Origin of the sequence: Vibrio sp. SCSIO 43009 (assembly GCF_023716525.1) — a bacterium.
Classification (GTDB): Bacteria; Pseudomonadota; Gammaproteobacteria; order Enterobacterales; family Vibrionaceae; genus Vibrio; species Vibrio alginolyticus.
In genome coordinates, this window is sequence record NZ_CP071843.1 from 750,792 (window position 1) to 770,285 (window position 19,494).

Annotated in this window: 18 protein-coding genes; 5 read left to right on the forward strand and 13 right to left on the reverse strand. The window is 42.2% G+C overall.

The window, feature by feature from the left end:
- Positions 1–258: 258 nt before the first annotated feature.
- The 4 genes from J4N43_RS18975 to J4N43_RS18990 all read right to left on the reverse strand — a co-directional run bounded on the left by J4N43_RS18975 (position 259) and on the right by J4N43_RS18990 (position 3,964).
- Positions 259–1,140 carry an NAD(P)-dependent oxidoreductase gene (locus tag J4N43_RS18975; protein WP_053349960.1) on the reverse strand — a complete coding sequence of 294 codons (882 nt, stop codon included), beginning with the start codon at positions 1,138–1,140 and terminating at the stop codon, positions 259–261.
- Positions 1,141–1,572: 432 nt separating this feature from the next.
- A complete protein-coding gene (locus tag J4N43_RS18980; protein WP_017634222.1) occupies positions 1,573–2,328 on the reverse strand; it encodes an SDR family NAD(P)-dependent oxidoreductase in 756 nt (251 codons plus the stop codon).
- 607 nt (positions 2,329–2,935) lie between these two features.
- Positions 2,936–3,409: a copper chaperone PCu(A)C gene (locus J4N43_RS18985; RefSeq protein WP_062730964.1), complete on the reverse strand. Its 474-nt coding sequence runs from the start codon at positions 3,407–3,409 to the stop codon at positions 2,936–2,938.
- Positions 3,410–3,502: 93 nt separating this feature from the next.
- Complete coding sequence (locus tag J4N43_RS18990; protein WP_005375842.1) at positions 3,503–3,964, reverse strand: hypothetical protein; 462 nt, start codon at positions 3,962–3,964, stop codon at positions 3,503–3,505.
- A gap of 439 nt (positions 3,965–4,403) precedes the next feature.
- Here J4N43_RS18990 and J4N43_RS18995 point away from each other — a divergent pair, with 439 nt between their 5' ends.
- Entirely contained in the window at positions 4,404–5,453 is a 1,050-nt protein-coding gene (locus tag J4N43_RS18995) for a hypothetical protein (RefSeq protein WP_017634220.1), read from the forward strand.
- Positions 5,454–5,929: 476 nt separating this feature from the next.
- Here the strand turns inward: J4N43_RS18995 and J4N43_RS19000 are convergent, their stop codons facing one another.
- The 4 genes from J4N43_RS19000 to J4N43_RS19015 form a co-directional block, all read right to left on the reverse strand.
- Complete coding sequence (locus J4N43_RS19000; RefSeq protein WP_080996836.1) at positions 5,930–6,208, reverse strand: hypothetical protein; 279 nt, start codon at positions 6,206–6,208, stop codon at positions 5,930–5,932.
- Positions 6,209–6,211: 3 nt separating this feature from the next.
- Positions 6,212–6,844 (reverse strand): hypothetical protein, encoded by a 633-nt coding sequence (locus J4N43_RS19005; protein ID WP_225473152.1) that lies wholly within the window; start codon positions 6,842–6,844, stop codon positions 6,212–6,214.
- Between the two features lie 271 nt (positions 6,845–7,115).
- Positions 7,116–7,412: a hypothetical protein gene (locus J4N43_RS19010; RefSeq protein WP_017634219.1), complete on the reverse strand. Its 297-nt coding sequence runs from the start codon at positions 7,410–7,412 to the stop codon at positions 7,116–7,118.
- 149 nt (positions 7,413–7,561) lie between these two features.
- Positions 7,562–8,761 (reverse strand): DUF5666 domain-containing protein, encoded by a 1,200-nt coding sequence (locus J4N43_RS19015; protein ID WP_053349955.1) that lies wholly within the window; start codon positions 8,759–8,761, stop codon positions 7,562–7,564.
- Between the two features lie 89 nt (positions 8,762–8,850).
- On the opposite strand from J4N43_RS19015, the gene J4N43_RS19020 reads away from it, so the two are divergent.
- The 3 genes from J4N43_RS19020 (at position 8,851) to J4N43_RS19030 (ending at position 11,799) form a co-directional block, all read left to right on the forward strand.
- Entirely contained in the window at positions 8,851–9,519 is a 669-nt protein-coding gene (locus tag J4N43_RS19020; protein ID WP_053303698.1) for a response regulator transcription factor, read from the forward strand.
- Positions 9,491–10,732: a sensor histidine kinase gene (locus J4N43_RS19025; protein WP_053349954.1), complete on the forward strand. Its 1,242-nt coding sequence runs from the start codon at positions 9,491–9,493 to the stop codon at positions 10,730–10,732. The genes J4N43_RS19020 and J4N43_RS19025 overlap by 29 nt, the downstream gene beginning before the upstream one ends.
- 137 nt (positions 10,733–10,869) lie before the next feature.
- Positions 10,870–11,799, forward strand: a complete 930-nt coding sequence (locus J4N43_RS19030) for an SRPBCC family protein (RefSeq protein WP_053349953.1) — start codon at positions 10,870–10,872, stop codon at positions 11,797–11,799.
- A 146-nt stretch (positions 11,800–11,945) separates the two neighbouring features.
- Here the strand turns inward: J4N43_RS19030 and J4N43_RS19035 are convergent, their stop codons facing one another.
- The 5 genes from J4N43_RS19035 to J4N43_RS19055 form a co-directional block, all read right to left on the reverse strand.
- Positions 11,946–12,401: a serine protease external chaperone gene (locus tag J4N43_RS19035; protein ID WP_025767689.1), complete on the reverse strand. Its 456-nt coding sequence runs from the start codon at positions 12,399–12,401 to the stop codon at positions 11,946–11,948.
- A gap of 12 nt (positions 12,402–12,413) precedes the next feature.
- Positions 12,414–14,192, reverse strand: a complete 1,779-nt coding sequence (locus tag J4N43_RS19040; RefSeq protein WP_053349952.1) for a S8 family peptidase — start codon at positions 14,190–14,192, stop codon at positions 12,414–12,416.
- 248 nt (positions 14,193–14,440) lie between these two features.
- The gene (locus J4N43_RS19045; protein WP_025767691.1) at positions 14,441–14,782 is read right to left on the reverse strand and encodes a hypothetical protein; all 342 of its coding nucleotides are present in this window, start codon (positions 14,780–14,782) and stop codon (positions 14,441–14,443) included.
- 10 nt (positions 14,783–14,792) lie between these two features.
- Positions 14,793–16,706 carry a tetratricopeptide repeat-containing diguanylate cyclase gene (locus J4N43_RS19050; RefSeq protein ID WP_081051357.1) on the reverse strand — a complete coding sequence of 638 codons (1,914 nt, stop codon included), beginning with the start codon at positions 16,704–16,706 and terminating at the stop codon, positions 14,793–14,795.
- 610 nt (positions 16,707–17,316) lie between these two features.
- A complete protein-coding gene (locus tag J4N43_RS19055; protein ID WP_033907092.1) occupies positions 17,317–18,573 on the reverse strand; it encodes an aromatic amino acid transport family protein in 1,257 nt (418 codons plus the stop codon).
- 379 nt (positions 18,574–18,952) lie between these two features.
- Between J4N43_RS19055 and J4N43_RS19060 the strand changes: the two genes are divergently transcribed.
- On the forward strand, positions 18,953–19,387 hold the full coding sequence (locus J4N43_RS19060; RefSeq protein WP_005375870.1) for a GNAT family N-acetyltransferase: 435 nt from the start codon (positions 18,953–18,955) through the stop codon (positions 19,385–19,387).
- Positions 19,388–19,494 lie beyond the last annotated feature (107 nt).

A 19,494-nucleotide genomic window follows, 5' to 3' on the forward strand; every position in this document is an offset into this window, starting at 1 on the left:
ATTTAAATAAATATGTGTGCCTTCTTAGCAAAGAAAAAGCATTAAATCAGACGTAGCTTTAATGAGGCGTACGCCAGAAATAGGAGAGAGGTTTTGAAGTGTTAGTGGAAAATATATAAGAGAATTGGAAGAGGCAGCCCTGCAAAACCTTAATGGAGTGGCTAGGGTATCAAGGAGTGATGAGCGTCAGGGGAAGAGGAAAAACAAAAAAAGCCCAGCTACATTAGTAGCTGGGCTTTTAGTCACAACTGAGTGTGACTAAGCTTCTAGCTCTGCAAAGTAGTCGAAGATGACTGGAACGTCATTTTGACCAAGGCCTTTATCAACTGCTGCTTGTAGACTCTTAGAAGTGCCCTCTGCAATCAGGGAAGTTGTACCAAGCTCTTCGCATAGAGCAAGGAAGTAACCGAGGTCTTTGTTTGCGTTTGCAACAGAGAAGCCTAGTTTTTCTTCGCCATCTACGGCGTAAAACTTACAGAATTGCATAAATGGTGAGTTTGATGGTCCTGCAGACATGATGTCGAATAATTGTTGACCATCAACACCAGCACGTTTAGCAACAGCAAATGCCTGAGACATGGTTGCTACGGTTGTCATACCCATAAAGTTATTCACAAGCTTAGTTACGTGACCAGAGCCTAGTGCGCCAAGGTGGAATACGTTTTCACCTTGATCGTCCAGCACTGGCTTAACCTTATTGAATGTTTCGACGTCGCCTGCGGCCATGATGTTCAGTAAACCATCTTTTGCGTGGGCAGGTGTACGACCTAGAGGCGCATCAATCATACCAGCCCCTTTCTTAGCAAGGTCAGCGCCAATCTTCTTCGTTGAAGCTGGAATAGATGTACCGAAGTCGATGAGTGTTTTACCTTCTGACATGCCAGCTAGAACACCAGTGTCTCCGTAAACAACTTTTTCGACAACTTCAGATGTTGTTAGGCACAGCATCACGATATCACTTTTCTCTGCTAGTTCTTTACCTGAAGAAGCTTCAGAAGCGTTTCCACGAGCTAGTACTGCGTCAACAGCATCTTTATTGAGGTCCATTACAGCAACTTCGTAACCACGTTTCTGTAGGTTTTCAACCATGTTTCCGCCCATCAAGCCTAGGCCGATGAAACCAATGATAGGTTTAGTCATTTTAACTCCAAAAATACTATTGTATGATTATATTGCTTGTTGATAATCATAATGACTATTGTGGCTTTTGCAATTGAAAATTATGAGCATAGCGGGCTTGGGATGGATTTTTTCTAAAAGTGAGATGTAAGTAAGGTTTGTGAGGGTTTTATTCATCAGAGTATATAAGAAAAGCGGATTCATCACGCTTCCATTTTTATCGTGAACAAAGCCTTTAGGAGGCTTAAATAACGTAAAAAATAAAATTTATTGTAATACAAGTGGTTTTGTTTCAGCTAGAGGAATACTGTCCATACCAAAAAATGGGTGAAACGTTACAAATGGGGTGAAAGGCGAGGTGGTATAAGGATAAGCCGCAGTACAAACATACTGCGGCCGTTATCAAATCAGTACTAAAGCGTACTTACTGATAGGTAAAAAGACTTATTGGTACTAAATGCCTAAAGCTTGACCACCACCAATTTGCAGTGTTTCTGCGGTAATGAATGATGCATCTTTACTTACCAGAAAAGAGATAGCAGAGGCGACTTCCTCTGGCTGGCCTAGGCGTCCAAGCATAATACTGTCTGCCCAAGAAGCAAATACTTCAGGCTTGGTTGCTTTGATTTGAGCATGGAATGGTGTATCGATAGTGCCAGGAGATACTGCATTGACTCGAATTCCAGCCGGAGCTAACTCTTTAGCTAAAGCGCGAGTTAATGTATGAACGGCGGCTTTTGATGTACCGTAAATACCTGCACCTGGACCACCTGCATTCCAAGCAGCGTTTGAAGTGAAGTTGATAATTGATGCGTTATCAGACTTTTTTAGAAATGGAATCGCTGCGCGTGATACGAAGAATGCACTATCGAGGTTTAAAGCCATGACTTTACGGAAAAAAGCAGTTTCCATACCTTCAATAGGACTACGACCACCAAGACCACCTGCGTTATTAACGACAACATCGATTTTGCCGTATTTTTCACCAATAGCATTGATGTTTTCATCGACGGCATGTTCATCTGTAACGTCAAAACCGTAGTATTCAGCCTCAATTCCTGCGTTATGTAGTTTGGAGACACACTCCGAACCTTTTTCATCTTCAATGCCGTTTAGAATGACCGTGTATCCATCCTGACCAAGACGCTTTGCTACTTGGAAGCCGATACCGCCAGTAGCACCAGAAATAAATGCAATTTTAGTAGACATAATGGTGTTCTCTCATGTTTGTAGAGTTGGAAAGGATTTTTTATTTAACATAGAGTATTATTGTAATACAAATGGTTTTAATAAACAGAGAAACACCAACAATGAGAAGTCGATCACGTACTTTCTTGAGATGCTGACTCATCCAGTGGTATATATCGACTTTTACGGTCGTGTATGGTTTGTATTTAGTCAGGATAATTGGGATGCATAAACAATTGAGCTTATAGCTGCGGGCTTAGCTCGTTGGGCTGAGGTTTGTTTCTAGTAGAAAGAAAGCTGATTAACCGTGGGTCTTTGTTGCCAAACTTATGATTTCATTTAGGCTTGCCAAGTGATGGTTGGAGAACTTTGTCGAGAGGTTGAGTTTTAAGCGGGTAGGGAACCTTTTTAGGATCTTAAGTCTTTCAAGGTCATTCTGAATAGCGAGGGACGAGCGTGATTTAGAATCTCTTGCCCGAGCACGCTGTTATGATATATGACGCCGTTTCGCCAAGCGTTATTTATCACCATTATTCTGAAGAGTCGAGTTAGGACCTATTGGATAATGATTTTGACTAAGCTGAGATAAAAATGCCCGCTAAATCAGCGGGCACTTTTGTTTGCGTCATTAATGATGCATGTGTTTTTCCATGTGGCCTTGTTTCTCAACCGCCATTTCCACTTCAACCTTACCTGCGTTTTTAAAGGTTAATGTCATAGGGAAGCGGTCACCCTCTTTAAGAGTTTGTGTTGGGTTAAAAATCATTAAATGGAAGCTGCCTGGTTTAAACAACACAGATTCATTGGCTGGAACGCGCACTTCGTCAATCTTAATCATTTTCATCACACCATCTTCTTTCTTATGCGTGTGAATTTCGACATGCCCTGCGATTGGGCTTTCTGCTGCGATCAATGCATCTTCACTGTCACCGTGGTTGGTTAATTGAAAAAAACCACCGATAACAGGTGCGTTTGGTGGCGCTTCGCGGCTCCATGGATGGTCGATATGAATTTTTCCTGCTTCATAATCGTGCGCTAAACTCAGTGGGCTAGCGATGACAGCAATAAGCGCGATAGCGGCGGTTTTTAATGATTTAAGCATGTGTTTTTCCTTTTGAATTAATAGCTTCTCTGAATGGACAACAAACAGAGTCATCGTTATTTTTGAATAAAGTTGTCAATGATTAGATGCCTGTTAGGCAGGAAAAACACTCGGCGGAGAGTGCTTAGGCGCGATGTGTTTGTAAACGAACTTATCGCATTTTGAAAAATGATAAGTCGTCAGTGCATACTTTACTCGGCGCAGCCAATGGATGGTTGTCAGGTAAAGCCCAATCGCAACCAGAAGAAAGAATTGAACAGCTTGAAGAAGCGGACATTCAAACTGAAAGCCGTCGTGTAAGTTAAGATCTTGGATGAGCTTAGAAGAAGATTGAGCGTTAGCCTCAATCAACGTATTGATATCCACCCATTTGAAACCATCTGCGGTACACAGTAAAACCTTTTCACTTTGGACTTTGTTGAGCCAAGTTGTGCTGTGAACTTGTGTAGGATTAAGAGCGGCTGTGGACGCTAAATACAACTGAAACAACACCGCGATAATAACCGCAATAGCGTGCAAGCGATGGTGTTTGTGCTGTATTAGAGTGTTTTCCATACAATTGAGTGCTTATCTTCTTCGGCGCGGGATACTAACAAATTAACCAAACAATGTAATTATCAGTTTACTAAAAGGTGATGCAAGTGTGCATTATTTGTTTTATTGCCTATTTTTAACGCTTTAATGTCTTGATTCGGCTGACATTCACAACCTCCAATTCAACTTGTCAGTCTTGCCTAGTCGCTTTTGAAGATACCGAATTAATCTCTCTTATATGCCACTGAAGCTTCGGTTAGTGGGTGTCGTGGTGGTGTTTTTACGTGCTAGATTTGGCTGATATCGATTCAAAATGCACACCGAATCTTCACTTGTTTTCCATTAACGGAATTATGACAGTAATTTAATAAAGGATACGGTATTCTGCGCTCCTTTGTACATGCCAGAAACGTCCGTCCTACTTAGTCGGAGGGGCGATTAATCTTAAGAAATTTCTCAAATGAAATACGAACAACAGATTGGATATCGATACCCTAAAGGTCGATTTGCCATGGTGAGTGTATATGCATTCACCGGTGCTGCGATTTTAGCATCGACTATTTTTTCTCTATTGCTGTTTTTGTCTATCGACGAAAACCCGATGATGCAAACCTTATTTGGTGGTTTAGCGATCATTTTTGAAGCAGGTAAATTTTACGCTTGGTATGAATACGGTGAGCGCCGAGCCCATCGCAACTACACAGGAGCAGCAACCGCTCTCGTGTTTTATTTAGTCTTAGCTGCGATTTCCATTGGCGGTAGTATTGGTGGGATTAATAGTGCAACCAATAGTGCACAAAGTCATATTTCGGTAGAGCAGGCGAAAGTGGAAGCGTTTAATCGTCAGATTGCGGCAATCGATAAGCAGATTGAGCTCAACAATATGGCAGCGCAGAAATACATCGAGATGGAGCGTATCGCGACTGGTGTAACTCGCATTCAGGATCAAAACAAAACCTTACGTGAAGAGCAGCAACGCTTGGCTATGGAGCGTGATAGTTTACCGCCGGTTACGCAAGGCTCAGTGATTGGTTTGATTGATAGCCTAGCCAACGCATTTGGTACCACCTCTCAGCAAGCTCAGCTTGGCTTGGTTGTATTTCTTTCGATTCTTTTGGACTTCTTTGCTGCATTTTTTGTTGGCTTGATTGGTGAAGAGCAACGGTTCCGATATTTCTATCGCAGAAATGAGGGCATGATATTGAAAACAGTTCGCGATATAGACCCAGCGCCTGCGGGTTATCTTCCTCATATAAAAGAGGAAGAAGAGCAAGAAATACCAGCTGCGCCGGAGCCAGAAGAACCAAAGGAACCGAAAACCTTGTTAGAGCAAGTTAGCGATGCACTTAAAACGCATCAAATTACGTGCACCAAAAAAGCCGTTGCTAAACAGTTTAGGCTGTCTGCGGAAGAGGTAGACAAGGTATTTGAAGAATTGGCAGAGCTCGGTTTAGTGGGAAAAAAAGCCAACCACCATTATCATTGGATAGGTGAAGCAGAAACCGCATAATTGGTTATCCATTAGAGTTCGGAAAGAGCGTCAATCGGCGCTCTTTTTTGTATTAGCTCCCCATGAACTCGTTGTTAATTGTTAAATAAACTATGAGCAGTTGGTGATACAAACTACAAATTCATTTGGATATAAGTTGAGGTTAGATTTGAGATGTCCGAGACGGCTAGATATTCACGAGCAAGGTATATGTGTTTCAATACATAAATAATTTTCTATCACGGTACAGCGAATAATTCCGACGTCTCAATAGAGGGTATGAACTATGCGCATTCAGACGTCCAAGAGCTCTAAATCCCCGAGTCAAAAGGCTCTCTTTTTTTCATTAAAGAAGTCATGATAGCGGTCTCGTGCTCGAGGGTGAACGTTAGAAGATATTCGAACCGGCCTTACTCGCCAGATCAGTTATTAATAAACCAATAATAAAATAGGCACCAATTTGATGCCTTTGGTGATAGCTGGACAACCCGATACCACTAATCTCTTTCTGACTTAAAACGATACTGTTCCGACAAGCAGACCAGAAGGCCAACTAAAGCTGAGACTAAAACTACACACACTTGGTAGCTGGTTTTCTCTACATTAAGATCGTTCAAAATCTCGGTAGTCGCAATCATAGGAAGCGTTACCGTGATCAACAAGCTAAATAAGCGAGAAACCCTAGATTTCTTTCCATGTCGCTTGGTATAGAAGTAATGCGCGTAATCCGAGTACATGATAAACAAGGAAACTAAAAGACCCAGTATCCAAAACATAGCTTACAAATCCTCTATTCCAAGCATGTTACGTCGTAACAACTCTTTCTTTGCAGCTAGCGCATCTGCCTCGTTAAAGCCTTTGAGTACACTAGCGAGAATAACAGCTACAAAAAATGCTCTCGCGCCAGCTTGTTGTGCAGTTGATGAGAGGCTGAGTTTTTTGAAAGTCTCTTCAGCGATGTGCACTGAAGCCATTTCTTTAATCAATGCAGCCCCTTGACCTTTTGATAGTGCGTATATAACAGCTGCCATAAAGCCGACCTCAAGTTTAATATCGATGGTGATAAACCATGTAGAAAGGAAATTTGCAACTGCTTTATGAGTATTAAAATACTGGCGCAGCTCACCATCTGATAGGCTCCAAGGGTTCCACATTGGCTTGGCAATACTTTGCGCTACCAGCATTTGAATCTTACCGAAAAATTTCGAATTCCCTAAAGCCTGTGCCTGCTCAAGGACTTTTCTTTGGTCGCGTCTATTGAGCTGTCGATACAAAATGACACCTGTGATTATAGGCAAAACCTTTTCTCTGTTGTTTCTGATGAAGTTCAAATCGGCATCTAAGCCTGTCAGTACCGCCAATTGAACTACAGGTTCGGCTTTTAGAGTCTGTTCACTATAACCTCTAACCATCGTTAAACCTCCTTTCTTCGATATATAGTATGTGTACAATATAGCCAAGTGACTTGTATGCAAGTTGTTACATTTCTCGTTAGGCTCAAAGTCTCAAAGTTAGGAGGAATTATTACTAATTTTTGAACTTGTGTAGTAAAAATAGTGTGTGGTCAAATGCAGGTTTTTGAATATGAAAAACCAAGATTAGACGTGTGCTTCAAACAACTGGTAAATCGCCACTTTATTCTAGGAAAATGTTTTCTACGCTCAAACATCTATGATGTAGGTATCAATCTTTATTGAGCTTTTTGGTTACGTCTTTCACCGTTTTCTTCTCTTTTTCCGGTGTCATTGCATCAACAGCTTTACCCGCCATCCCTTCATCTGGCAATTTGTCTTTTCCTGCATCAACTGCGGTATCTTTCAGTGCCTCTTTAGGCGTACAGCGACCACCAACACCAACCACGGCTTTTGTCGCAGCGGCTTTAGCTGCCTTTTCTGCATCGCAGTCAGGATCCATAACGCTAGCTAAGCTCGTGGCTGAACCAAAAAACAAGATTAACAAAATGAGGTTGCGTTTTTTCATATTCGTCACCAATGTTGTGAAACATAGGTAAAGTGTAACGGAGAGAAAAGGCTTTGGCTGAGAATTTGTTGGTTTGAGCTTGGGAAGCAAAGTAAGGTGAAAAGAAAAAGTGCCATCGAAGTGACACTTTTTCTTAAGCGTAGAAGGGATTAGTTGTCGTAAACGTCTAACTCCACTTCACGGGCAATATTTTGGTCGTTAATGATCACACCTTCGACTTCGACACGAGCACCATTTAGGTTAAGTTCTTCGATGCCTTGGAAGCGTGTTTGTGCATCAATCACAACGGTCGTGTTGTTTAGCAATTGATCTGCGTCGTTTTCGCAACGCTCGATTTCAAATGTTCTTGCTTCAGCATCATAGTTTGATACGTATCCTTCACATTCAAATTCTTTACCTTGCCATTGGTTGTTATCGTCAAAGTCTGGTTGCTCAAACTCAATAACGGTAGCGATGCGTTTGCCATTTTTCATGACAGACGTTACTTCCACTTCTTGGCCTTGTTTTAGGTTCGCTTTGCTGCCGTCTTCAAATCGTGTTGCGTTATCAATGAAGAAGGCTACTCGGTAGTTTAGAGAGAACTCACTATAATCCTTGGCAACCCAAGTCACGATACCTTCCACATCGCTGTCATTTTTTAGATCGTCGTAGTCTTCAACTTCTACCTCATGTGCCATGAAGATACCGTTTTGCATTTCACCTTCTACTTCCACCCATTGGCCGATGCTAAGTTGGCTAATGTTGTCGTAAGATACGGTTATATTTGTACCAAGCTCAAACGTGCCAGCATTTTCATCGGTACTAGTAATGCGACCTTCCAGTTCGTAGTAGCTTCCAAGGGCTGGGTAATCGTTATCTACGTCGATTTCGACCACAGACAACACTCGATAACCCGCATCGGCAGTTGGCAATGATGACACCATCACCCAGTCGTTGACCTCTATATCATCACTTAAATCGTCAAACTGCAGCTCTATGCCGTTTACCGTGAATTTTTTCTTCACATGATCAATCGCTGTCACACGTCCAGTAATGGTTGGTTCAAGTGTGACTCGGACGCCATTGTCCGAAGCTTGCCGAATATCTGAACCCACGCGAACCACCATTTTGGGTTTTACATCGGCCAATTGCACTTGTGTGTCGTCATAAACCACCTCAGACACACGATACGTATGTCCATTGACGGTTAACGTGCTTTCTTCAGCGTTGACCGCTTCAACAGAGCCAATCGCTACACTTGGTTTCACTACTGGTTGAGTTGGCGTGCTATCGCTATTGCTGCCACCACCTGAACCACCACAACCAGACAATGCCAAACCTACTACAGAAATAAGAGCGAGTTTTTTCATTGTATTAACCTCAATTTACGAGCGAGTTTAGGAAATTGCCTGTATCTTATTGGGCATATCGTGAAGAGATCGTGAAGAAATGTGATTTTATGAAAATTTTAATTGTAGATGACAACCATAACGTCTCGGAGACGATTGCAGACTATCTTGAGCTCGAAGGCATGATTATCGATTGTGCGTTTCATGGAGAGGCTGCGATTAAGTTAATCGAGGAAAATCATTACGATGTAATCATCATGGATATCATGATGCCGAAGCTCGATGGCATCAGTACGGTACAGAAGCTTCGACAAGATAAGTTATGTGGAACGCCAATTCTCTTCCTAACGGCAAAAGATACGCTAGATGACAAAATCGCGGCTTTTAAAGCGGGGGGAGATGATTATTTAATGAAGCCATTTGCGATGGAAGAGCTCAGTTTGCGTGTTCATGCTTTGGCTAATCGTGGTCCAAGACAAGATATCGGAGCGCTCAAATTTGCAGATATTTGTTTAGATGCGCGTACAGGAAAAGTAACGAGAAAAGACAAAGAAATTAAGCTGAGTCGAATTCAAACTAAAATTTTAAAATTGCTTCTCCAACGTGCTCCAGCAGCGGTCTCGCGCACAGAAGTGATCGATAGTGTGTGGGGAGACGAACCACCCGGAAGTGATGCACTTCGTAGCCATATTTATGGTTTAAGAACCGCACTAGACAAAGGTTTTGAAGAATCACGATTAGAGACTATTCATGGACAAGGTTACCGACTTAAAGCATAACGAATATCCAAGCATTTATCGCAAGATCCGTTGGGGTTTTGGGGTCATGACGTTTGTGATGTTTACTCTTTTTTGGTCGCTGATTTATGTGGCAGAAAACAAACTGGAAGTGCTGAGTTTACATCACTGGCTCGATACTGAAGCGGCGCTTTATAGTGAGAATTTCGAGAAACAGGGTTGGGATGCGCCATTGCCAAACGTATTGGAATTCAACTCATATTGGAGTGAAGCACCGACACCCGATTGGTTGCTCTCTTTTACTTCACCTGGTTTTTACGAATACCTGCTTGGTGAAGAAGATAAACACTTTGTTGTATTGAAACACCCCTCAGGGAAGGGGCTTATGTACATTGTGTTTCAAGATGACTCAGATGATTACTTGGACGAATACGAAAGCTCGCTGCATCAGTTTACGCTGCTGCTCGGTGGTTTGTTTTCATTTGTCATGGTTGGGTATGGCATTTACATGGTTCGAATATTGTCTCGGCCATTAGCGCAAATTGAAGACAAAATTAGCCAAATGTCACCGGATCAACCCGCTTTCCAAGTTGAAACTAAGTTCAGCGAAACACGCCAGATAGAGCAGACTTTGCTGGATAATAAGAACGATATCGCGGGCTACTTCAAACGAGAACAAGAATTTAGCCGTTTTGCATCGCATGAGTTGAGAACGCCAATCATGGTGATTAAAGGCTCAACAGACATTCTGACGCGTCTTCCTGATCAACCTCGAGTTGCGCAAAAAGCCATCACGAGGATGCAGTCAGCTTGTGACGAGATGCGTGTACTGACAGAAGCGTTTCTCTTACTTGGTAAAGAGAAAATAGAGCCTCAGCATTACGGAGAGCATCAGCTTCTTACTTGTTTACAAAAACAACTGGAAGAGCTGGCTCCTTTATTTGCCAAGCAAGATTCGAACTACGCTTTGCACGAACAACATAGTGGTGTAGTGAAGGCACCGGAGAGTTTTGTGACCATTGTAATCAACAATCTGATTAAAAACGCCTTTAGCTATAGTGTGGGAGATATTGAAATTGAGTTGAAAGGTCATGCGCTTAAGATCCTAAACCGTCACGATGGCAACGAGACGTACAACGCTGGTTATGGTTGTGGGCTTGTTATCGTACAACGAATATGTGAACGGATGGGGTGGGCGTTAGTACTGGACGATGATGGTGTTCGATTTAGTGCAAAAGTGGAGTTCTGCTCTTAGCTTTGTGCGTATTGATTCAAGTGAGACTTAACGCTCTAGCTTTTTCTTGTCGTACGCATCTAACCCGCAGTCAAACAAGAAAAAACTGGAATTTGAATTAGACTGAAGTTAGTGAAGCGGAAACTCGAGGAACCGTTATGCTCTCTTATCAGGTCAGCCGAAGTATTGAAATTAATAAGAATCAAAGTGAAATTATTGGCTATCTCAAGAACTTCAATAACTGGCCCAGCTGGTCACCATGGATCATTCTTGAACCAAGCTGCGAGCTGACATTCAGTGATAATCAGGGCCACGTTGGAGCTGGTTATCAATGGAATGGTCAGCGTATTGGGACTGGCGCGATTGTACTGGAAAGTACTCAAGAGCATCGATTAGATATGGAGCTGCATTTCTTTCGTCCAATCAAGAGCCATGGAAAGGTGACTCTAATCGTGACGCCGTCACAAAATGGCTGTTTAGTCGAATGGCAAATGCAATCTCGCGTCCCTTGGTATCTGTTCTTTCTGAAAAGTATGTTTAAGTCGATGATAGAGATGGATTATCAACGTGGGTTACGCATGCTTAAAAGTAAGCTTGAAACCGGAAGAGTGCATTCAGACTTAGCCGAAATTGGTAACCGAACGTTGCCTCAAATTCATTACATTGGGATCAAGGGTGTGGCTAGCTTGCAGGAATTAGGTTCGGTAATTGAGAAGCATGTTCAGCAACTAGAACAGTTAATTAGTGACGAAACCCTATCCGTGAATGGTGAATTGTTTTGTTATTACCAGTCGATGGATATGCAGAAAGGTACATTCGAGTTTATCACTTGCTTTCCTCTTCATAACTCAGTACCAGCGCCTCAAGGGGCGGTTACTGGTACCATTCCTGAGAGTGAAACATTTGTCGTTGAACACCGAGGTGAATATCAGTTTTTGGGAAATGCATGGGCTTTAGCGATGAACTTGGTTCGTCAGAGTGGTATGAAAGTCAAAACCAGTCCTTTAGGAATCGAACGCTATCTGAATAGCCCGAAGGAAACCACGGAAGAAGAGCTAAGAACGGAAATTATTTTGTTTAAGAAATGACAGGCGCAGGCGAGTAGGGTGTTTAGGTATCATACTGGTTATGCGAAATGTTATTAAAGAATAATAGCCTATATGTTACTACCCATAAAAATGCCTCAGCAATCGCTGAGGCATGGTTTTACAGGCCAACTTCTCTTGTTAGAGAATTATTGTGCACGGTATTTACCGCTGTTTAGTTCAATTTTAGACGCTTTTACCCGGCTGTCTGCGTTTAGGTAGTCGCTAATACTTAGCAGATCTTGATCTTGAGATGCTTTTAACACCGCTGATTCCCCCTCTGCGAAGATAACTTCTAATTTTAACTCTTTGGCGACTGCTTTCGCTTCGTTAGGATTGTTTACGGTGATGTAAACCAGTCCAGTGGCTTTGGATACGTTACTAAACGCATTCTTAAACACCTCATCACCCGCTTGAAGTTTTACGTCTTCAGATAGGGTTCTAACAGTGCCAGTTTGCACTTTTCGATAGTCTTGGCCATTAATCTCAACCGCTTCTGATGGCACAAACAGTTCTGGTGCAGGTTGTTGAGAGAGCTGTTGCTCTGCGTATACACTCGACGTCATGATAACGAGAGCCAGCATAGAAAATGATTTGTATTTCATGTTATTGACTCCTTAGTGTCCAAATATGCGCATCGACCAGTTCTTAATAACACCGGGTTGAGCGTTGTTTGCCATCGGAACGTCATAGATGGTGGAAGAGTTGAAATATGCAATGTAAGAATAGGCTTCATCGCAGTTCGTATCTATTGCTCGCAACGTCCATTCGCCTTTTGCATCTTCGCCATAAAATTGGTTAGACAACATTAATTGATCTTTGTAGCCTGTAATCGTTGGATCAAGAGATTGACCAACAAGACCATTGCGCGGTGTTTGCAAAACGGAACGAGTCCCTGATGGCGAAATGAGCTCGATAGCTAAGTCGGGCAGACGAGCGTGGTCCAATGTCAATGTCACCTGAACGGATTCTACTGTCAGCTCATCGGCAATGGCGATACTTGAAGAACCACCAACTAGACTTGCATCGGGTACACTTACTTCTGTAGCGTTATGAACCCATGGCGTAATGCTTTGAGCTGGTAAAACACGATTCGTCATGCGAGCACGTTGCATCGCTTCATCTAAATCTACAGCGCCGAAGCCATAAAAAGTATGGAAATCTACGCCTGCTGCGTTTTTTTGCCAAGGGGCAATGGCCTCGTAGCTAACCTGTTCACCTTTATGGTTAGTAAATTCAAGCTGTACGCCTGGATGCGCTTTATCCGTTACTTTTGCTGTCTCCGCTAGTAAAGCACGTACATCACGAGCAGAAAGTGCGTGGTTGGTTGACATGATTGCCGCGATGGCACCCGATGTGTTTGGCGCAGCCGATGAGGTTCCGTTCATCGTACTGGTATAGTTACAGTTCGGATCGAGCTCCGTTCCGCCGTGTAACCCATTAATGCCAAGGCCTTCACTGGTATTTTGCCCTTCTTCACAACCCATTAAATCAGTGGTGACCATAGCAGGGAAATCTTGCCCATATTCACCTGCTGGTGCTGCAACCCACACGTTCGAACCCACCGATGAGTAACTCGCTCGCGTACCATCCGCTCGTAGTGCACTAGTGACTAAATTGAAGTAATTGGCGTTATCATAAGACTGAGCAGAGTTGTGCATCGGTAAGCCTTGATTGTCTCCACCAGCAAAGAAGTTACTTGGCAATACGAAGAATCGCCCTGCATTGAAATAGCGGTAACCATTACCTGCTGACTTTACAAATACAGCACCTCGACCCCAGGCGTTACTGTTGCTGACGTTTTTCATCACGTCCATTTCAAGTTTTAGCTGAGGGTCGCTTTCATCAAAAGTAATCGGGTTTATAGGGCTGAAACCGTAACTTTGGTTAAATACGCGAACATCGCGTGTTGCTGGGTCCATGCCATGGGAGATTAACCAGCCTTCTAATGTCTGGTTGGCTAACCAGTTAAAACCGATGAGGGAAGAGTGAGAAGCGACACCGCGTCCGCCTTCACCGTTGTTGCCGACGGCGCTAATCAAACCGGCTACAGCAGTGCCATGACCATTAGTATCAACCGGATAACTTGGTGGGAATGAAGAGTCTTCGACGAAGTTTCTGCTACCTGTAACTATATTACCTGCAAGGTCGGGGTGATCGATCTGCACTCCAGAATCAATAACGGCAACTTTCACACCAACACCTGCAATCCCCATTGCCTGAGTGAGCTTAGTGTTTAAGTCGTTCCCAGCAACAGCAGGATTAGCCGCAAACGCAGTTTGCCCCGTGTTGTCTAAGTGCCATTGTTCAGAATAGAGTGGATCAAACGCCGAGACGGCAGGTGCAATGCCTACTGCCAACATAGCAGCAAATAGGCGATTAATGCGTATTTCCATTTTTGACCTCATGTCTTTGTTTGGAATTTTTTAGTTCCTGTTTCATATTCCGCTAACAGGAACAAACAAAGCTAACGACAAAGAATAAGGACGAAAACCATTTACAACTTGTTTACATTAAAAGTTCGATGGACAACATAAGTCTTTGTTAATTTACTGAAACCATGAGGTTTTTATATGTCGCATCGAGCATGCATGAAAAGTGAAAAGCAGAAAATACGAGTGTACCGTCTGCTTCAAGAGGGGAGTTATTTAGTTGAAGCGGGTTGAATAGTTGCTATTGGTTTCTTAGGTTCGGCTTTTTCTTTAGGCAGCACGTTATCAATCCACTTTTTAATGTACAACTTATCGAATTCTTTATCACACCACTTTTTGTTTAATCCACGTCGATTGAACTCAGCACCAATCGCCACTTTGGTTTGGTTGGTTGCACGGTTGTAGTAGAGAGTTTCACATAGTTGAGTGTTACTCATTTGCTGGGCATATACATTGACACTGCTGCTGCGCATTCCCAGTTGAGATGCTTGCTGATTACTGCACGCCATAAGAAATAGAGGCGCAAAAGTAATAATGATTAGATTTTTTTTCATGTGTGCTTTTTTATGATGTAGGGTGAATGATGAACTGGTTTCTGCCAGCTTGCTTCGCATCATACAAAGCTTGGTCTGCCAAGAAAAACCACTGATCCCATTCTTGTTTAATTATTTGTGCCGACAGTTTGTCCACTGCTCCAAGGGAAATTGTCGCGCTTAATGGTTTAGAGTCAACCACCAATGGCGTGTTTTCAACAGTATATCTCAATCGCTCCAAAAACTTAGCGCAATCTTCAACTCGCTGTACTTCGAATAATAGGACAAACTCTTCTCCACCCCAACGAATGAGTAGGTCACCAGAGCGAGTGGATTCATTAAATAGCGTGGCAATATGAGTCAGCATTTTATCGCCAATATCGTGTCCATATTGATCATTAAAGGTTTTAAAATGATCAACATCTAAAACTGCTAAGGCAAATGTTCTATCTGGGCTTCTACGAGCCATTTTGTCCAACCAAATGTGAAGATAGCGACGGTTATGCAGTTGAGTTAATGGATCGGTAGTATTTTCTTGAGTGAGTGCTTTATTAATACGTCTAACGCGCAGTACGTAACGAAAACCAACGACTCCAATTGCCGCAATAGCGATAAAGTAGAACATTTCTCGATAGCGCTGTGAACGCAGTTCAGAGGCTTGTAGCGCATTTTTTGTTTCTAGCAATTTGAGTTCTTTCTGGGCTAACTTAGCTTCGAGGTCAAACTTAATGTTAATCATCTCTTCACCATGAATATGATGAGAAAACTCAGCCTCTAGCTCTCTTAATTGGGTTAAATAATGAAAAGCCGCTTCATAGTCATTAAGAATTTGATGAGCGTTTACCAGTACCGAAAGCATATCAATACGCTGACGCAGCTCTAATTCACTGGTTGATTTGGTTTGTTCTAGAACGTTAAGTGCTGTTGTAATAGCTTTATCGTATTGTTTGTTTGCGAGGTAAGCCTCTGCAAATGCCTCGTAACAAGACGTTTTTAGCATTTCTAGATTTTTTGGAATGGGCAGGTCTACGCAACGCTGTGCGACCATTAATGCATCATCAATTTTTCCTACCGAGCTCAACATTTGTGAAAAGCTGGATAAAGAGTGGTGCTTGACTGTGTCCGACCCTGTTTGCATTGAAAGTCGAATGGCTTCATTGAAATAATATTCCGCTTCTTTGTTATCTCCGAGGCTCGAGTGAACGATGCTAAGGTTTGCGTAGATAACCCCCATAAAAAAGCTATTATCGTATTGATATTCGCTCTCTAGGTAAGTGTCGAGAGCTTGCGTTAGGTAACTGTTGGCCCGAGCCCAATCTGATGCGTCGATGTAGACCGTCCCAATGTTGTTCAGTGTCATCGCGACTTGTATTTCAAATACTGTTTTTTCTAATAACTCATAGGCATTGCGATAATATTTTAGGCCACTGCGTAGTTGATTTCGAGATACTTCTAGATTGCCTAACCAGCGGTAAGCACGGCCTTCTAATGCTAGATAACCAAGATCACGGGCTGTAGAAACAACGTCATGGAGTAACAATTCTGCGTTCCAGTTATCGTCTTGCTCAATCATTGTTACAGCCTTATTGAGCTGTGCTTCAGCGACGACCCATTCCAAATGGTGCTTTTTACCGAATTCGATTAAATCGGGCATATCTTTCGGTAATGGAACGCCTTCGTAACGCTTAAGGTACTTTCGTGCAAAGTAATACAGAGCAAGAGACTCCGCTGATGCATTCTGTGGCGCATTTAACTCATCTTTTTGAATTGATCGCGGCTTACCCATCGAGCGAAAGTAGAGTTTTAACATGGGCTTGCTTTCTGCTGAAATGTGTTCTTCCAGATAAGCTTGCTTTTCGGTACTCGCCAGTACGTTGGTGGGATGCAAGAAAAGTCCAAGTGCAGTACAAAGTGCGCAAGCCAGTTTTTTAATTGAGAAGTGCATGAGCGTATTAATAAAATGTGATCTCTTAACCGAATACCAGTTAAGTCTACCATTTCTTGTTGGTTAAGTGCGGATGGATTCCCAGTGGCAAAGTGTTTTGGGAGTGAGATACGAGAAGGAGCTCTATAATATTATGATTTATAAAACAAAATCTATTGAAAACTTATGCAATGATTAGGCGATGGTATAGATAAGGTAACGATGACAGGTAGGCGAGCATATTCGGTGGACTCAATCTAATGATTTAAGCCGCGGATTCATCGCTCAAAATCAGGGCGAAGTGTAAAAAATTACGTTTCTGTCATAAATATTTAATGTTTGTATGGGTTGTTAAAAAACTGGATATTAGACATAGTGTTACTAAGCCAATAAAAAATGGCTTTTATAATAAATAGGAGATTAACTATGCATAATGAAATGATTCAACCTTCGCACTTCGGCATTATCGGCCGTACCTGCATCGCTTCAGTACTTATGATTGCGGGTGTTTTCGCTCTTATTTAAGAGTCAAGGGTAACGATGATTACCTTTTAAAGAGTAAGAAAATTCAGGGAATCACCTTAACCTTGTGTAAGGTATTCCCCTGAAAATCCAAGCTAGTCTTTAGTTATTAGCTGAAGAAGCTAAAAATCAATGCACTTACCGCCACAATGCCTGCTGCTAGAACAAAGTAAGTAGAGACATTTCCTCGATATTGTTTCATCGCCTCGATTTTATACACCGCTAACATTGGCATAATAAATAAGATCATTGCAATAACAGGCCCTGACAATGCTTCCATCATACCAAGAATACTTGGGTTCATGATCGCGGCCGCCCAGATTGAGAAGAACAGTGCTGCCACGCTGATACGATCAACACGCTTCTCAGGTAGGTTAAAATGCTTGTTAATTAAACCATTTAAGCTTTCACGCGCACCTAAAAAATGCCCAAGGAAAGATGAAGTGATAGCGACAAACGCTACTAAAGGACCAAGTGTTGCAATAAATGGATTATCGGTTGCGTTCGCTAAGTAAGACAATACGGATACGTTTTGTTCTTTTGCTTGAGCCAATTGTTCAGGTGACAGTGTTAGCACACAGGAAAATACAAAAATAAGAACAAAGGCAATCAGCATGATGCTAGTGCGACGAAGAATAACTTCGGATTTGGCATCTGCCTGCTTACCGTAATGGCGACGTTGTACATTTGCAAAGCTTGAAATTGCAGCTGCGTGACTAAACGAGAAAATCACTACAGGAACTGCTAACCACATAGTGCTAGCAAAAGCTGACGCTTCTGGCACATCCATGACAGGCATGGTCCAGTTCGGTATTAAGTAAAATGATAGAAAGGCAAGAATGGCAACAAGTGGGAACACCATAATGGCAAAGGCCCGTAGCATTACTTTTTCACCCGCCATCATAATAGCAATTAGTGCAAACACTAGTACGCCAGAAAGCAAAGGTCTAGGTAAAGAAGCCATATCAGCCTGATTTACCATGAAGCTATCTACTGTGTTTGTTATTCCAACACCATATATCAACAGGATCGGGAAGATCGAAAGAAAATACAGCAGTGAAATAGAACGGCCTGCTTTTGCGCCGAAGTGCTCTTCCACTACATCAGTGAAGTCTGCGTTTTTGATCTTAGAAGATAGAACAAAACGAGCTAAGCCACGGTGCGCAAGATAGGTCATTGGAAAAGCAAGTACTGCCATCGCGACTAAAGGCCAAAAACCACCAATCCCAAGGTTAATTGGCAGAAACAGGATGCCTGCGCCAACGGCTGTTCCAAATAGGCTAAGAACCCAATGTGTATCATGTTTTGACCAAGCTGTGGCTGTGTTTATTTCACTAGGATTTAAGGCATTTCGAGATTCTTTCACTTTAAAACTCGCTTTTATAAAAATAATAATGCTGAAAATGGTAAAGGTTTTAGTGTTTATTATCACACGCGAAGCTTGGTGAATAATGCTGTGAATTTGGGGTGGTTGTAAATTATCCAACTATGAATTTTTCAATAAACCAGAATAAAGTTCTTAAATCTAATGCGTTTAATGGTCGTATGTATTGAAATTTTCATCTTGTGTGGTTTTTGATTTTGCGGTTAAAACTTAATCACGGATGTATGTTCTAAGTGAGTTAGGCCTAATTTTCAGGAAGAATATTACATTTCTTAAGCACTTAATTGAGATGTTTGTGTCCCGTCATTTAGATGAGATTTAGGTATACTGCTGCCATTCATGTTAAAGAAGGAGTCATTGAATGGACATCTTGTCTGCGCAAAAAGAGGACTTATTTGCCATATATAAGCTCGAAAATACTTTATTTGGAGAACACGCCTATCCTCAATTTTTCTTTCGGCAAGCTTTTGATTGTTGGGGAGAGAGTTTACTGGTAGCAAAAGAGGGAGAGCAGGTCGCAGGGTATATATTGCTAACGACTAGCACAAATGCACATCAATATTGGATCATGTCATTGGCCGTCGATATTCAACATAGAGGTAAAGGTATTGCGCGTTCCCTCCTTGAAAACGTTATTGCGCCGTTGACGTTAGGCTCAAGCGTGAAATTGACTGTCGATCCTAAGAACCAACCTGCATTGTCTTTATACCTCTCCCTTGGCTTTAAAACGTTAGAAGAAGAAGCGCATTATTTTGGTGACGAAGAATCCAGGTTAGTTATGGAATTAGTAAAGTAATACTGCACGATAATGACCGAAGTTTGCACACAATCAGTGCGTAGCATTGCGTTGCTATAATTGGTTTTAAGCTAACCTTTTGTATAGTAAGGGTTTTTAATCTTGGC

Excerpts from the sequence above, each read along its gene's own strand:
- J4N43_RS19030 (WP_053349953.1), top strand. The coding sequence starts at position 10,870 with ATGCTCTCTTATCAGGTCAGCCGAAGTATTGAAATTAATAAGAATCAA.
- J4N43_RS19010 (WP_017634219.1), bottom strand. The coding sequence starts at position 7,412 with ATGAAAAAACGCAACCTCATTTTGTTAATCTTGTTTTTTGGTTCAGCC.
- J4N43_RS19060 (WP_005375870.1), top strand. The coding sequence starts at position 18,953 with ATGGACATCTTGTCTGCGCAAAAAGAGGACTTATTTGCCATATATAAG.
- J4N43_RS19035 (WP_025767689.1), bottom strand. The coding sequence starts at position 12,401 with ATGAAATACAAATCATTTTCTATGCTGGCTCTCGTTATCATGACGTCG.
- J4N43_RS19025 (WP_053349954.1), top strand. The coding sequence starts at position 9,491 with ATGGACAAGGTTACCGACTTAAAGCATAACGAATATCCAAGCATTTAT.
- J4N43_RS19000 (WP_080996836.1), bottom strand. The coding sequence starts at position 6,208 with ATGTTTTGGATACTGGGTCTTTTAGTTTCCTTGTTTATCATGTACTCG.
- J4N43_RS18990 (WP_005375842.1), bottom strand. The coding sequence starts at position 3,964 with ATGGAAAACACTCTAATACAGCACAAACACCATCGCTTGCACGCTATT.
- J4N43_RS19045 (WP_025767691.1), bottom strand. The coding sequence starts at position 14,782 with ATGAAAAAAAATCTAATCATTATTACTTTTGCGCCTCTATTTCTTATG.
- J4N43_RS18995 (WP_017634220.1), top strand. The coding sequence starts at position 4,404 with ATGAAATACGAACAACAGATTGGATATCGATACCCTAAAGGTCGATTT.
- J4N43_RS19040 (WP_053349952.1), bottom strand. The coding sequence starts at position 14,192 with ATGGAAATACGCATTAATCGCCTATTTGCTGCTATGTTGGCAGTAGGC.
- J4N43_RS19015 (WP_053349955.1), bottom strand. The coding sequence starts at position 8,761 with ATGAAAAAACTCGCTCTTATTTCTGTAGTAGGTTTGGCATTGTCTGGT.
- J4N43_RS18985 (WP_062730964.1), bottom strand. The coding sequence starts at position 3,409 with ATGCTTAAATCATTAAAAACCGCCGCTATCGCGCTTATTGCTGTCATC.
- J4N43_RS18975 (WP_053349960.1), bottom strand. The coding sequence starts at position 1,140 with ATGACTAAACCTATCATTGGTTTCATCGGCCTAGGCTTGATGGGCGGA.
- J4N43_RS19020 (WP_053303698.1), top strand. The coding sequence starts at position 8,851 with ATGAAAATTTTAATTGTAGATGACAACCATAACGTCTCGGAGACGATT.
- J4N43_RS18980 (WP_017634222.1), bottom strand. The coding sequence starts at position 2,328 with ATGTCTACTAAAATTGCATTTATTTCTGGTGCTACTGGCGGTATCGGC.
- J4N43_RS19005 (WP_225473152.1), bottom strand. The coding sequence starts at position 6,844 with ATGGTTAGAGGTTATAGTGAACAGACTCTAAAAGCCGAACCTGTAGTT.
- J4N43_RS19050 (WP_081051357.1), bottom strand. The coding sequence starts at position 16,706 with ATGCACTTCTCAATTAAAAAACTGGCTTGCGCACTTTGTACTGCACTT.